We start from the raw sequence: 12,732 nt of genomic DNA on the forward strand, positions 1-12,732 counted from the left end.
GCAACGCTGCTTCAGATTTCCTTCACTGGCGTCTCGCCCTGGACGTTCTTGATCAGCCCTATGACATGCAGGCAGTCAGCCTTGTTCACATAGGATTCGCCGCTGGCGATCGTTTCGTGGTTACCTGCGCGCAGGCGCCAGCGCCATTGGCCTTTTCCGCTGCTCTGGTTGCCTCGGGTCTGTCTGTAGATTTCAAAATACATCGGTTCGCTCCCTGCGATTGACTCATTCAAGACATGTTTTTGAACATGTCGTCGAAAGCCTAGCCAAGCTGAAAGTTTTCGCTATTGGAAATACGTTTCCAATGGTTATGAATTATTGCCGATAATGACAGCGTTCGCTCGAACCGACTCGAGCCGGGAGCAATAAGCATGAACCGCAACGAATTGCGCAAGGCTGACATCAACCTGATGGTGGTTTTCGAAACGCTGATGCTGGAGCGCAATGTGACACGGGCGGCAGAAAAGCTGTTCCTGGGCCAGCCAGCCATCAGTTCGGCCCTCAACCGATTGCGCGCTCGGTTCAACGATCCGTTGTTCATCCGCGTCGGCCATCGCATGGAGCCCACTGCGCGGGCGGAGGAGATTATCCAGCACCTGTCGCCGGCATTGGACTCGCTGTCGGTGGCCCTGAGCCTGACCCACGATTTCGACCCGACCAGCAGCAACATGACGTTTCGCATCGGCCTGTCGGACGATGTCGAGTTCGGCCTGTTGCCACCGCTGTTGCGCAGCCTGCGCCAGGAAGCGCCGCAGGTGGTGTTCGTGGTCCAGCACGTCGATTACTGGCGGATTCCCGATTTGCTGGCGTCGGGCGACATCACCGTGGGGATCAGCCAGACCCGCGGGCTGCCGGCCAATGCCAAGCGTAAATTGCTGCGACACATCCAGCCTTGCGTGTTGCGGGCTGACGCCTCGGAAACGCCGCTGACCCTGGACGACTATTGTTCGCGGCCCCACGTGCTGGTGTCCCATACCGCGAACGTGGCCGGATTTGCTGACGAATGGCTGGCCGAGATCGGCCGCAAGCGTCAGGTGGTCTTGTCCGTGCCGCAATACAGCGCGTTGCCGGCGTTGCTGGCCGGAACCGATATGATTGCCAGTCTGCCGGACTACACCGCCGTCGCCATGGCTGCTTCGGGCCAGTTGTTCAGCGAACCCTTCCCCTTCAAGACCCCGACCCTGGACCTGTCCATGGTCTGGCTGAGCCATGTCGACAGTGACCCGGCGGAGCGCTGGTTGCGCTCCCGGCTGGAGGCGTTCATGAGTGAGCGCGGGGTATCGGGGCAAGCGGTCGGTTAAAGCAATAACGCTGTACGTGGCGCTTCGCTAATTCCCTTGCCATAGGGTTCTGTGCTTGAGCGCCAAGTAGGGGTATCGTGCGTCGGCTGAATTCGCGTCGTCACATTTCGAACAGGAGTCGAACACATGCCTCACCTGCACATCGAGTACACCGCCAACCTGCCCGAGCTTAACGCCGACGTCGCACTGTTGCGCTTGAATAACACCCTGGTGGCGTCCGGTCAGTTCGCGGAGGCGGACATCAAGAGCCGGGCCGTGAAGGTCGAGCATTTCCGGGTGGGCACCGGTTTGGGCGAGCGTGGTTTCGTGCATGTGCAGTTGGCGTTGTTGAGCGGTCGTTCGCCGGAAATCAAGAAGCAGCTGGGGGAGAGTCTGTTGACCGTGGTCCAGGACCTGGGCCCATGGCCGGCCGGTCTCAGCGTGCAGTTCAGCGTAGAGATCGTCGATATGGATCGCGGCTGCTACGCCAAGGCCATCCTCGACAACTGAGGTTCAGGCGTCAGCCGGCTGCCGGCCTCGATCGCCTGTCCGCACAGCCAGGCGATCCGGCAGGGGGGAGCCGGCACCGGCGTGGCACAGGTTGATGCTTTGCAGGATGGTGCGCACATGAGCGTACATGCCTTCGGCCTTGAACGTGGGGCGCATGCCGGTGCGGGTATTGATGAACAGTTCGTCCTTGAAGCAGGTCCGCAGTTTCTTCAGGCAGTAACTCACCGTTGACTGGCTGACACACAGTGCCTCGGACACGCCGCTGACACTGCTTTGTTCGTACACGGCGCTAAACACCATGAGGTCCTGCATATCGAGCTTTCTGAGAGAGTTACTGTTTATTAGCATCCATTGCTTCTCGCTGTGCTCCTTGCGCGGATCTTGCGCAAACAAGATCCGTGATCCTAACGGAACGATGGTCCCAAGTGAATGCCGTGGGGGCTGTTTCGCTGTCGGGAACGGGACAGATAATGTAGGGAACACGACGAACAGCACGTCTTTGGCACTAGGTGGATTGTTTAGCGCATTCCCATCCACGCTCCATCAAATCCGGGTTTAACGACCCGGGGCGGCGTGGGACGCTCGCGGGGTGTGTTTACTGTGATGCGTTTATGGACGGTCGGCCCGCAGCATTCCTGTACCCATCATTTGCCGAGGTCGGTCCGGTCGGTCGACTCACGCCTGTCTTCGCACCGTCACTTTCCGCGCTGCCCTCCGAACTGGCTTTCTGGGCCCTATGGCATTGTCGCCATGCCCGTCCTCCGGACATTCGTATTTCCTGTTGATCCCTTCACGACGTCCGCTCATTGCGGGCACAGATTGACGGCGCCTTGGTGTCCGTCCGACATGAAAATACGAGCATTCTAATGAACAATGCCAATCCTGCTTTCGCGCCCGTTGAACACGCCCGGGCATTCCTGGCCCAGCACCCGGATATCGAACTGTTCGAACTGTTCATCCTCGACAACAACGGCGTGCCCAGGGGCAAGCTGCTGCATCGGGATGAATTGCTGGCGGTCTATGAAAGTGGTCGTCCGCTGCCGAGCACGATTCTTGGGTTGACCGTCAATGGCGACGATGTGGAAAACTCGGGGCTGGTGTGGGATGTCGGGGACATCGACTGCCGGGCCTATCCCATCAGCGGCAGTTTGCAGCGCATGCCGTGGCGGCTGATCCCCACCGCTGCCGTGCAGGTCGCCATGCATCCTCGGGAGGGCATGCCGGCAGCCATCGCCGACCCGCGTTATCTGCTCAGCCGGGTGATCGAGGGTTTGCAGGCCGATGGCTATTACCCGGTGATGGCGGCGGAGCTGGAGTTCTATCTGTTGGACGCGCAACGCGACAGCCAGGGGCGGCCACAACCGGCGCGGGATGCCGATGGTGGCCGGCCGCGCGCTACCCAGGTCTACGGTTTGCGCGAGTTGGAGCAGATCGAGCCGTTCCTGGCGGACCTTTATGCCGCCTGCAAACTCCAGGGCATTGCGGCTCGCACGGCCATTTCCGAATATGCCCCCGGTCAGGTGGAAATCACCCTCGAGCACCGCATCGATGCGTTGCAAGCCATGGATGAAGCGGTGCGCTACAAGCGACTGGTCAAGGGCGTGGCGCATAGACATGGCATGGTGGCGTGTTTCATGGCCAAGCCTTTCGATCATCTGGCGGGTTCCGGCATGCACATGCACGTCAGCCTGGCGGACCGCGAGGGCAACAACCTGTTTGCCAGCGAGGCCGCCGATGGCACGCCGTTGCTGCGCTGGGCGATAGCCGGGATGCTCGACACACTGCTCGATTCGTTACTGATGTTCTGTCCGAACGCCAACTCTTACCGCCGATTCCAGAGCAACAGCTACGCGCCTCTCTCGGCGACCTGGGGGGTGGACAACCGCACCGTGAGCTTGAGGGTGCCAGGTGGTCCGGCTTTTTCGCGGCACATCGAGCATCGCGTCTGCGGCGCTGACGCCAACCCGTACCTGGCGGCTGCGGCGATACTGGCCGGCATCCATCTTGGTATACGGGAGCAGTGCGATCCCGCTGCGCCCATTGAAGGCAATGGTTATGCACAAGCGACCGGACTACTGCCCACCGATTGGCTCACCGCGCTGCGCGCGCTTGAGGCTTCGGCCTGGGCGCGAGAAGCCTTCGGCGGCGAATTCCTTGGCGTTTACCTGGCGGTCAAACACGCTGAATACCGTCAGTTCATGGGCGAGGTGGGGGAGCAGGACTGGCGTTGGTATCTGAATTGGGCTTGAAGCAGTTGCAAGCAGCAAGCAGGTCATGGTCCTGCCGCTTGCCACTTAAATAATAATTTAATAGCAACTTTTTCACGAAAAATTGATGGTGGGCTGCCTAAAGTCTGTGCTGCCGTAGAAAACGTATTTTTCACATTTTCTAAGGCGCTTCTTCTCCAAAAAGCAACTTTCAGGAAAACGCCCACCATCATGCTGACCATTAAAGCCGTGCGCCCGGAGTGGGTGACGCTGCTCGCCAGTGCCTTTTTTTTAGTTGGCTTCAACGCCGTTCTCTGGCAGCACTTGCTGACGATTACGACAGTTGACGGTCGGGGCTTGCTGATGTGCGCGGCCTTTGGCGTGATGATTCTCTGCGCATTCAACCTGGTGCTGACGCTCGTGGCGTTCCGCCCGGTGCTCAAGCCCGTATTGATGCTGATGTTCCTGATCAGCGCCAGCGTGGCTTATTTCATGGCCCAATACGGTGTGATGATTGATGTCGGCATGCTGCGCAACTTTGCCGAAACCAATGCCACCGAAGTCCGTGACCTGTTGTCGCTGAAGTTATTTGTCTATCTCGGGTTACTTGGCATCTTGCCTTCCTGGTTATTGTTCAAGACACCAATCAAGTACCGTAGCTGGCCCAAAGAGTTGTTAAGTAAGCTGTTGGTCGGTGTGGCTTCGGCGGCGATGATTGGCGTGGTTGCCCTGGCGAATTACCAGGGGCTGTCTTCCCTGTTTCGCAACCATCACGAATTGCGCCTGATGATCGTGCCAAGTAACTACATTGGTGCTTCGGTCGGCTACCTGCGCGAGCAGGTCGTGTCGGCCAAGCAACCGTTCATCAAGCTGGGCGAGGATGCGAGTCGCAATCCGGCCTGGCAGACCCACGCTCGCAAGTCCCTGACCGTACTGGTAGTAGGGGAGAGTGCTCGCGCCGAGAACTTCGGCATCCTCGGCTATAACCGTGACACCACGCCGACGTTGAATCACGAGGCCGGCCTGATCGCTTTCACTGACGTGCATTCCTGCGGTACCGAAACCGCCGTGTCTGTGCCGTGCATGTTTTCCAATATGGGCCGCAAGAACTACGACGCCAGCAAGGCCAAGCATGAAGAAGGCCTGCTGGATGTGCTCCAGCGCGCCGGTCTGGACGTGATCTGGCGGGACAACCAGTCCGGCTGCAAAGGGACCTGCGACCGGGTTACCCTGCAGGATGTGAGCAATCTCAAGGACCCGACCCTGTGTGCCAACAGCGAGTGCCGGGATGAGATCCTGCTTCAGGGGCTGCAGCATTTCATCGACACCTTGGACAAGGACACCGTGCTGGTGCTCCACCAGATGGGCAGTCACGGGCCTGAGTACTTCAAGCGTTATCCCAAGGAGTACGAGCATTTCACGCCGGTTTGCGAAAGCAACGCGCTGAACAATTGCAGTCGCGAAAGTATCGTCAATGGCTACGACAATACGCTGGTGTACACCGACCACGTTCTTTCGACCCTGATCGATCTGCTACGGGCCAATCAGGACAAGGTCGATACGGCCATGCTGTACCTGTCGGACCATGGTGAGTCCCTGGGCGAATACAACCTGTTTCTCCATGGCACGCCCTACATGCTTGCTCCGGAGCAGCAGAAACATGTGGCGATGCTCGCCTGGTTTTCCGACGCCTATCAGAAGTCCTTCGCAGTGGATACGCATTGCCTGCAGTCGAGTCGGGAAAAGCCCTTGAGCCAGGACAACCTGTTCCACTCGATGCTCGGGTTGCTGGAGGTCAACAGCAAGGTCTATAACCGGGACCTGGATCTGTTCGCTGGTTGCCGCGGCGCGGTGATTGATGGTGTGTTGGCGCGCAAGTGATCGCCTACACCTTTTTTTCACGCCGCGTCGTTTAACCTGTCATCTGTCCATTTTCCAAGAGCCGTTTGTATGTCCGGGCTACCCCCCTCCACCGTCGAACTTGAGTTCGCCAGGCATCACGACCAAGAGCATGCGCAAGTCTGCTCCCGGCCGGCGCCTCGACGGCTGCGCCTGGCGTTCTGGCGCGATGAGCACATGGTGCGCAACGCCCTGAAGGTGGCCGGTGAGCCGGGACTGGTGCTGGACGTGGCGTGCGGGGCGGGGCGGTTCTGGCCAGTGCTGGCCGAACATGCCAACCGGGTGATCCTGGCGGCGGACCCATCTGCGGACATGCTCGAACACGCGCTTACCCACCATGGCGGCGCATTGCTCAAGCGGGTCAAGACCTTTCCGAGTTCGGCGTTTACCATCGGGCTGTCGGAAAACGCGGTGGATTGTATTTGTTGCCTGCAATTGTTTCGCCACGTGAGTGCCAGTGAGCATCGCCTGGCGCTGCTGCGCGAGTTTGCTCGGGTCAGTCGCGACACGGTTATCGTGTCGGTACAAATCGACGGGCGTTTCAAACTTGGTCACCCGCCACACCGAAACCTGGCAGGCAAGGCCGATGTCGAGGCCGAGTTCCTCCAGGCCGGTTTCAACGTGCTGTGGCACCAAGACTTTCTGCCTGGTTTTGCGTTGACGCGGGTTTATGTGTTGCGTAAGACCAGTTAGTTTTCAATGTAGGACTATTCTTGCCGTTGCGCAGGCGATTTCTCTCAGGCTCATGCTCTATGGATGCTCGCAATCGCTGACGGCGATATATACTGCGCGCCATTCTTCAAGGGAGAGCCGTGTGGCCATCGATATTCACTGGATTCGCGACAACGATAGCCTCGGTCGGTTTTGCACCGAATGGCAGCAGTTGCCCTTCGTCGCCCTCGACACCGAATTCATGCGGGTCGACACCTTTTACCCCATCGCCGGTTTGCTGCAGATCGGCGACGGCAAGCGTGCCTTCCTGATCGACCCCTTGACCATCGACAACTGGCAGCCCCTGGCGGCATTACTGGAAAACCCGGCTGTGCTCAAGGTGCTGCACGCCTGCAGCGAAGACCTTGAGGTCCTGCTGCGCCTGACCCGCAGCCTGCCCGCGCCGTTGTTCGATACTCAACTGGCTGCCGCGTACCTGAACCTGGGTTTCTCCATGGGTTACTCGCGGCTGGTGCAGGAGGTTCTGGGCATCGAGTTGCCCAAGGGCGAGACTCGCTCCGACTGGTTGCAGCGGCCGCTGTCCGAAACACAGATCAGCTATGCCGCAGAAGATGCGGTGCATCTGGCTGAGGTTTTCGTACAACTGCGTCCCAGGCTTTCGGATGAGAAGTACGCCTGGGTCCTGGAGGATGGTGCTGAGCTGGTCGCCAACCTGCGCCGCGAAGTCGATCCCGATGAGGTGTACCGCGAAGCCAAGCTGGCCTGGAAACTCTCCCGCGCACAACTGGCCGTACTGCGAGAGCTCTGCGCCTGGCGCGAGCGCGAGGCGCGGGCCCGTGACTTGCCGCGTAATCGCATCATTCGCGAACATTCGCTGTGGCCCCTGGCCCGCACCCAGCCGGATAATCTTGGCGCATTGGCGAAAATCGAAGACATGCACCCGCGCACCGTGCGTCAGGACGGCGAGTTTCTGCTGGATCTGATCAAGCGCGCTGCCAGTGTGCCGCCAGAGCAATGGCCGCCGGCCGTGGCCGAGCCGTTGCCCATCGAGGCCGCGGCACTGGTCAAGCGTCTGCGGGCCCTGGGGCAAGCTGAAGCCGAACGCCTGGGTATTGCACCGGAACTGATGCTACGCAAGAAAACCCTCGAAGCGCTGATCAAGAGCGGCTTCCCCGAGGGCCCTTATCAATTGCCTGATTCGCTGCGTGGCTGGCGTCGCGAACTGATGGGCCAGGCGTTGCTCGACAGCCTGGCCACTGCCGGAGAACAGCCTTGAAACGTATCTGCTCCATTTACCGCAGCTCGAAGAAAAACGAGATGTACCTGTATGTGCTCAAGAGTGATGCCTTGGCGCGCGTGCCCGAGCCGTTGATGGCGGCCTTTGGCAAGGCGACCCATGCCTTCGATCTGGTTTTGAGTCCTGAGCGGCAGTTGTCCCGGGAGGACATCAACAAGGTGCTGGAGAACCTGGACACCCAGGGTTATCACCTGCAGATGCCACCGGCCGAAGAAGAGTACATCGAGCATTTGCCTGAAGAGTTGCTGCGACGCAACGACCCGGTCTGACGCCGTACCGGGGTACCCGTCCAGGGATCCCTGGAGACACATTGGAATTTTTTGACGATCGCCGCATGGATGGAGCGACACTCTGTCGGCGTTCGTCTGCACTGTTTTTAAAGGTTTGATTCATGCGCGTTCTGATTGCCGAACACGACCACGCGGTATATGCCCAACTGTTGCGCCAGGCGGCGCCCGATATTGAAGTGCTGACCAGCGGTGACTCCGCTGAATTATCCCGGCTGGCCGCCGATTGCCCGGTCTGGTTTGGCCAGCCCGATCTGCTGGCTACCCTGCTGCGCCAGGGCCATCGGCCCCAGTGGCTGCAATCGACCTGGGCGGGCATCACGCCACTGTTGGCCGAGGGGCTGACACGCGATTACCGGTTGACCCGGGCGGTAGGTATTTTCGGTCAGTTGATGGCTGAGTACGTGCTTACCTACATGCTTGGCCATGAGCGCGAGGTGTTGGCGCGGCTGGTCAGCCAGGTCGAGCGCAAGTGGGACAACCGCCAGGGGCAGGGGCTGGCGGGGCGCAAGGCGCTGATCGTCGGGACCGGTGATATCGGTCAACGGGTGGCGCAGTTCCTCGTGCCGTTTGGTGTGCAACTCTATGGCATTGCCAGCGAGGCCAGGGAGCTGGCCCCTTTTGTCGAGGTCGGGGCGATGAAGGATCTGCCGCGTCTGGTCGGCGAAGTGGATTACGTCATCAACCTGCTGCCCAATACGCCGCATACCCATGACGTGTACGACGCGGCGCTGTTCAAGCAATTCAAGCCCACCGGATTGTTCATCAACGCCGGACGCGGCGTCGCCGTGGTGGACGCGGACCTGGTGCAAGCCTTGAAAGACGGGCACCTGGCCGGCGCAGTGATCGACGTTTGTCGTCAGGAACCGCTGCCGCAGCGTCATCCGTTCTGGACGGCATGGGGCTTGCTGTTGACCGGCCACAGCTCGGCACCGACGTCGCCGCCGCTGATGACGCAACTGTTCCTGGAAAACCTGCGTGCCTACCAGGCCGGCAAGGCCTTGCGCGGGGAAGTGGATTTCACCCGGGGCTATTGACCCCCCCCAAAAAAATCCATTGTGGGAGCGGGCTTCGATCTGTGCAGGATTACAGGGTGGAGTTTGCCTCCGGCCAATCGCCTTACCGACAGTCGCCGCCGCTTGGCCTGAAGAGGTCCCGGCACTAGACTGTCGGCCTTTTCACCACCTGATGTTGATACTTGAGCCATGGCCGCCAAAGTCGAACCTTTCTGGATACGCAAGACCCTCGATCAGCTCGATGCGCAGGAATGGGAATCGCTGTGCGACGGCTGTGGCCTGTGCTGCTTGCAAAAGCTCGAAGACGAAGATGACAACAGCGTCTACTACACCCGCATCGCCTGCAAACTGCTGGACCTGAAAACCTGCCAGTGCACCGATTATCCGCGTCGCCGCGAGTCCGTTCCCGATTGCATCCAGCTCACGCCGGGCAAGGCCGATGAGTTCAAATGGTTGCCGCCGACCTGCGCTTACCGGCTGGTCAGCGAGGGCAAGGACCTGCCGCTGTGGCACCATCTGGTCTGTGGCGACCGCGATGCCGTGCACCACGAACGTATTTCCCAGTCCGGGCGCATGCTGGCCGAAGGCAGCGTGCCTGAAGACGATTGGGAAGATCATCTGATTTTTCGCGCCGGCTGAATCGTCGGGCGTTGCATCACCGGGAGAGCCCATGGATGCAGGGTTGAAACGGATGCTGGCGATCGGCGGGCTGCTGGCGGTGTGCGGCCCGCTATGGGCGGCACAGAAGGTCGATCTGGATTATCACGTGCACCTGTTGCCGCAGAGCGATCAGGCCGAGGTGCGCTTGACCCTGGCTCGAGGTTCGGCGGTGCGCAGCCTGGATTTCGATCTCGGCGACGGCAGCCGCTACAGCGATTTCATGGCGGACGGTCAGTGGCAACTGACTTCAGGTAAAACCACGCGAGGCCTCTGGCGCCCGAGCGCCGACAAGTCCAGCTTGACCTACCGGGTGCGCATCAGCCATGGGCGCAAGAATGGCACCTTCGAAACCCGCATGACCCCTGCCTGGGCCTTGCTGCGTGGTGATGACCTGGTGCCGTCGGCCCGGCTCGACCAGCAAGACGGCGTCGAACTGGTGGCGCGCCTGGACGTTGAATTGCCCGCCGGCTGGAAAAGCGTCGAAACGCCCTGGCCACGTATCGGCAAGCGACGTTTTCGTATCGACAACCCTTCGCGGTTATTCGACCGTCCCACGGGGTGGATGCTGGCCGGCAAGCTCGGCAGCCGCCGAACGCGGTTGGGTGAAACCGAAGTCACTGTGGCCTCGCCCCTGGGCCAGGGCATGCGTCGGATGGACGTGTTGACGCTGCTGACCTTCGTCTGGCCGCAGGTGCAGGCGCTGATACCGCGCCACCCCACGAAACTGCTGATCGTCGGTGCCCAAGACCCATTGTGGCGTGGTGCCCTGGCCGGCCATGAGTCGATTTACCTGCACAGCCGTCCGCCGCTGGTCAGCGAACGGGGCACCAGCCCGTTGCTGCGGGAGTTGGTGCAGACCCTTGCCCGTGTCCACGACCGTGAACGCAGTGATTGGATCAGCGAAGGCCTGGCTGAGTACTACGCCATCGAGCTGCTGCGCCGCGCCGGCGGCATGAGCGACGAGCGTTACAAGACCCTGGAAGAGCGCCTGGCCCGGGATAGTCAGGGTGTGACGACCCTGCGCGGCGAACAGGTCAGCCCCGCGATGATCGCCAAGGCGGTGCTGTTGCTGCAGGAGCTGGATCGGGAAATTCGTTTGAAAACCCGTAACAAACGCTCGCTCGATGATGTGCTGCAGGCGGCGATGCGCCTGGAAACGGTCGACACCCGCGAATTCGTGCAGCTCAGCGAGAGCATTCTGGGCGGTGCGTCTACGGTGCTGGATAACCGGTTACTCCAGTAATACCGCCATCGCGAGCAAGCTTTGCTCCCACAGGTTTTGCACTGTCTGATTCTTGCCTGACTGGCATCAGGGCAAGCTTTGCTCCCAAAGGCAGCGGGGTTCCTGTGGGAGCAAGGCTTGCCCGCGATTGGCCTTTAGCTGCGCTACAAGTTCAAAGCCCGGTCTTCGGTGAATCCAACGAATCATTCCCGGTCACCGTAGCCGTGCCGGTTGCCGCCTCGGCGTTGGCCTTCATGCGGCTCAGTTCATCGCCGACCTGCTCGATCCGGACACGGGCGTCGCTCAGGTTCTGGCGGCTCTTCTCCAGCAGCGTCTTGGCCGAGCAATGCCCGGTGATGCCCCGCGCCAGCGCCATGCCGCCGATTGCCAGTTGAGCCAGACCGATAATGCCGCCACGACGCAAGCCCTTGCCCATCATCAGCACGCCGCCCGCCAGGGAGCCGGCGCGTTCCCAACCGTGGACGTTTTGCGCTGGGCGGGATTGGAACGGCGTGCTCTCGATTGGCTCGAACGGATTGTTATCGCTCATGGCCTGTCTCCAGTGTGGGAATTGGTATAAAACTGACTGCCCGAGGGAATCCGTCGTTCCATGGAATTTCCCACCGGTCAGCGGAATTGTGGCCCCGAGCGGGTGTTGTTGCCTTTGGCCATGCGGTCGTACAGCACGACGTTGACGGTAGCTGCCAAGTTCATGCAGCCGGTGGTGGGGATGTACACCACGTCTTCGCACCAGTCCCGGATGTCCTTGTCCAGCGAGCCGTCTTCGGGGCCGAAGATATACAGTGCCCGATCCGGGTGGGTGTATTCGGGCAGGGGGCGGGCACCCTCCACCAGCTCCACGGCCACTGGCACACAGCCCAGGGGCAGGATCTTCTTCAGATCGTCGATGCCGATCAACGGAATGTCGTAGTGGACTTTCTTGGTGTCGGTGACGAAGTCGGCGGCCCGCTCATAGCGCTTGCCGGTATAAAACACCGACGCCACGCCGTAGCAACCGGCGGCACGCATGACCGAACCGACGTTTTCCGGTGATTTTGGGTTGAACAGACCGATGCAGCTGTAGCGTTTGTTGGCCACGGGCGGGGTGCCTTTGGGAAAAGGCGCGATTATACGGGGAATGGGGGAGGGGGTCAGTTTCAATATGGGTGGTGAAGGTAGCATCGCTATCGCGAGCAGGCTCGCTCCCACAGGAAACCGCATTCCAATGTGGGAGCGAGCCTGCTCGCGATGAGGGCCTGACAGGCGCTCGGTACCTTGCCGGTTACTCGTCTTTCTTCATCAGCCCGGCCAGCGCCGCAAACGGGTTGTGAGTCGCCTTGGCGATTTTCGGGGTGCTCAGGGAGCCGTCGCCGAAGTACTGCTGGTCGGTGTAGCGAGAGTGCTCGTTGTCGTGGCAGTACAGGCACAGCAGTTCCCAGTTGGAACCGTCCTGCGGGTTGTTGTCATGGTTGTGGTCGCGGTGGTGAACGGTCAGTTCGCTCAGGCGCTTGCCGGAGAACTCACGGGCGCAGCGGCCACAGACGTGGGGGTACATTTTCAGGGCTTTGTCGCGGTAACCCATTTCCCGGTCGCGCTGGGCGTCAGCGAGGATGCGATCCAGCTTCGCGGTATTGGAAGGAGGTGTTGACGAACTCATGGGTTCACCTTTGTAGATAAGACTG

Annotated in this window: 15 protein-coding genes and 1 pseudogene; 10 read left to right on the top strand and 6 right to left on the bottom strand. The window is 60.4% G+C overall.

Features of this window, described 5'->3' with window-relative positions:
* Positions 1-11 precede the first annotated feature (11 nt).
* A complete protein-coding gene (locus QZH45_RS08510) occupies positions 12-203 on the bottom strand; it encodes a YegP family protein (protein WP_024780398.1) in 192 nt (63 codons plus the stop codon).
* A gap of 168 nt (positions 204-371) precedes the next feature.
* On the opposite strand from QZH45_RS08510, the gene QZH45_RS08515 reads away from it, so the two are divergent.
* Both QZH45_RS08515 and QZH45_RS08520 read left to right on the top strand, forming a co-directional pair.
* On the top strand, positions 372-1,301 hold the full coding sequence (locus tag QZH45_RS08515; RefSeq protein WP_024780399.1) for a LysR substrate-binding domain-containing protein: 930 nt from the start codon (positions 372-374) through the stop codon (positions 1,299-1,301).
* 126 nt (positions 1,302-1,427) lie between these two features.
* A complete protein-coding gene (locus QZH45_RS08520; protein ID WP_055135333.1) occupies positions 1,428-1,790 on the top strand; it encodes a 5-carboxymethyl-2-hydroxymuconate Delta-isomerase in 363 nt (120 codons plus the stop codon).
* Between the two features lie 72 nt (positions 1,791-1,862).
* Here the strand turns inward: QZH45_RS08520 and QZH45_RS08525 are convergent.
* Positions 1,863-2,138, bottom strand: a pseudogene (locus QZH45_RS08525) (LysR family transcriptional regulator); the annotation flags it as partial.
* Between the two features lie 518 nt (positions 2,139-2,656).
* Here QZH45_RS08525 and QZH45_RS08530 point away from each other — a divergent pair.
* A complete protein-coding gene (locus QZH45_RS08530) occupies positions 2,657-4,039 on the top strand; it encodes a glutamine synthetase family protein (RefSeq protein ID WP_055135332.1) in 1,383 nt (460 codons plus the stop codon).
* Between the two features lie 23 nt (positions 4,040-4,062).
* Here QZH45_RS08530 and QZH45_RS08535 read toward each other — a convergent pair whose 3' ends face one another.
* Positions 4,063-4,239, bottom strand: a complete 177-nt coding sequence (locus tag QZH45_RS08535) for a hypothetical protein (protein ID WP_155254760.1) — start codon at positions 4,237-4,239, stop codon at positions 4,063-4,065.
* On the opposite strand from QZH45_RS08535, the gene QZH45_RS08540 reads away from it, so the two are divergent.
* The 7 genes from QZH45_RS08540 to QZH45_RS08570 all read left to right on the top strand — a co-directional run bounded on the left by QZH45_RS08540 (position 4,229) and on the right by QZH45_RS08570 (position 11,071).
* Positions 4,229-5,878, top strand: coding sequence for a phosphoethanolamine transferase (locus tag QZH45_RS08540; RefSeq protein WP_055135331.1), 1,650 nt, complete (start codon positions 4,229-4,231; stop codon positions 5,876-5,878). The genes QZH45_RS08535 and QZH45_RS08540 overlap by 11 nt on opposite strands.
* Before the next feature lie 69 nt (positions 5,879-5,947).
* Entirely contained in the window at positions 5,948-6,589 is a 642-nt protein-coding gene (locus tag QZH45_RS08545; RefSeq protein WP_024780404.1) for a class I SAM-dependent methyltransferase, read from the top strand.
* A 121-nt stretch (positions 6,590-6,710) separates the two neighbouring features.
* Positions 6,711-7,844, top strand: coding sequence for a ribonuclease D (rnd, locus tag QZH45_RS08550; protein ID WP_024780405.1), 1,134 nt, complete (start codon positions 6,711-6,713; stop codon positions 7,842-7,844).
* Positions 7,841-8,134, top strand: a complete 294-nt coding sequence (locus tag QZH45_RS08555) for a YcgL domain-containing protein (protein ID WP_024780406.1) — start codon at positions 7,841-7,843, stop codon at positions 8,132-8,134. Before rnd ends, QZH45_RS08555 begins: the two co-directional genes overlap by 4 nt.
* A gap of 122 nt (positions 8,135-8,256) precedes the next feature.
* Positions 8,257-9,189, top strand: a complete 933-nt coding sequence (locus QZH45_RS08560; RefSeq protein WP_055135330.1) for a D-2-hydroxyacid dehydrogenase — start codon at positions 8,257-8,259, stop codon at positions 9,187-9,189.
* Positions 9,190-9,357: 168 nt separating this feature from the next.
* Positions 9,358-9,807: a YcgN family cysteine cluster protein gene (locus QZH45_RS08565; RefSeq protein WP_024780408.1), complete on the top strand. Its 450-nt coding sequence runs from the start codon at positions 9,358-9,360 to the stop codon at positions 9,805-9,807.
* 31 nt (positions 9,808-9,838) lie between these two features.
* Positions 9,839-11,071: a hypothetical protein gene (locus QZH45_RS08570; RefSeq protein WP_024780409.1), complete on the top strand. Its 1,233-nt coding sequence runs from the start codon at positions 9,839-9,841 to the stop codon at positions 11,069-11,071.
* A gap of 151 nt (positions 11,072-11,222) precedes the next feature.
* On the opposite strand, the gene QZH45_RS08575 is transcribed toward QZH45_RS08570, so the two are convergent.
* From QZH45_RS08575 to QZH45_RS08585, 3 genes are all read right to left on the bottom strand, one after another.
* Positions 11,223-11,600 carry a YgaP family membrane protein gene (locus QZH45_RS08575; RefSeq protein ID WP_053192966.1) on the bottom strand — a complete coding sequence of 126 codons (378 nt, stop codon included), beginning with the start codon at positions 11,598-11,600 and terminating at the stop codon, positions 11,223-11,225.
* 77 nt (positions 11,601-11,677) lie between these two features.
* Complete coding sequence (locus QZH45_RS08580; RefSeq protein ID WP_003198862.1) at positions 11,678-12,148, bottom strand: RNA methyltransferase; 471 nt, start codon at positions 12,146-12,148, stop codon at positions 11,678-11,680.
* A gap of 184 nt (positions 12,149-12,332) precedes the next feature.
* Positions 12,333-12,707, bottom strand: a complete 375-nt coding sequence (locus QZH45_RS08585) for a YajD family HNH nuclease (RefSeq protein WP_003184246.1) — start codon at positions 12,705-12,707, stop codon at positions 12,333-12,335.
* Positions 12,708-12,732 lie beyond the last annotated feature (25 nt).

The sequence above is a fragment of the Pseudomonas corrugata genome (assembly GCF_050920615.1).
Lineage (GTDB): Bacteria > Pseudomonadota > Gammaproteobacteria > Pseudomonadales > Pseudomonadaceae > Aquipseudomonas > Aquipseudomonas corrugata.

Bases quoted from the DNA above. Each gene is read 5' to 3' on its own strand.
- QZH45_RS08510 (WP_024780398.1), bottom strand. From the start codon at position 203: ATGTATTTTGAAATCTACAGACAGACCCGAGGCAACCAGAGCAGCGGA.
- QZH45_RS08515 (WP_024780399.1), top strand. From the start codon at position 372: ATGAACCGCAACGAATTGCGCAAGGCTGACATCAACCTGATGGTGGTT.
- QZH45_RS08520 (WP_055135333.1), top strand. From the start codon at position 1,428: ATGCCTCACCTGCACATCGAGTACACCGCCAACCTGCCCGAGCTTAAC.
- QZH45_RS08530 (WP_055135332.1), top strand. From the start codon at position 2,657: ATGAACAATGCCAATCCTGCTTTCGCGCCCGTTGAACACGCCCGGGCA.
- QZH45_RS08540 (WP_055135331.1), top strand. From the start codon at position 4,229: ATGCTGACCATTAAAGCCGTGCGCCCGGAGTGGGTGACGCTGCTCGCC.
- QZH45_RS08535 (WP_155254760.1), bottom strand. From the start codon at position 4,239: ATGGTCAGCATGATGGTGGGCGTTTTCCTGAAAGTTGCTTTTTGGAGA.
- QZH45_RS08545 (WP_024780404.1), top strand. From the start codon at position 5,948: ATGTCCGGGCTACCCCCCTCCACCGTCGAACTTGAGTTCGCCAGGCAT.
- QZH45_RS08560 (WP_055135330.1), top strand. From the start codon at position 8,257: ATGCGCGTTCTGATTGCCGAACACGACCACGCGGTATATGCCCAACTG.
- QZH45_RS08565 (WP_024780408.1), top strand. From the start codon at position 9,358: ATGGCCGCCAAAGTCGAACCTTTCTGGATACGCAAGACCCTCGATCAG.
- QZH45_RS08570 (WP_024780409.1), top strand. From the start codon at position 9,839: ATGGATGCAGGGTTGAAACGGATGCTGGCGATCGGCGGGCTGCTGGCG.
- QZH45_RS08575 (WP_053192966.1), bottom strand. From the start codon at position 11,600: ATGAGCGATAACAATCCGTTCGAGCCAATCGAGAGCACGCCGTTCCAA.
- QZH45_RS08585 (WP_003184246.1), bottom strand. From the start codon at position 12,707: ATGAGTTCGTCAACACCTCCTTCCAATACCGCGAAGCTGGATCGCATC.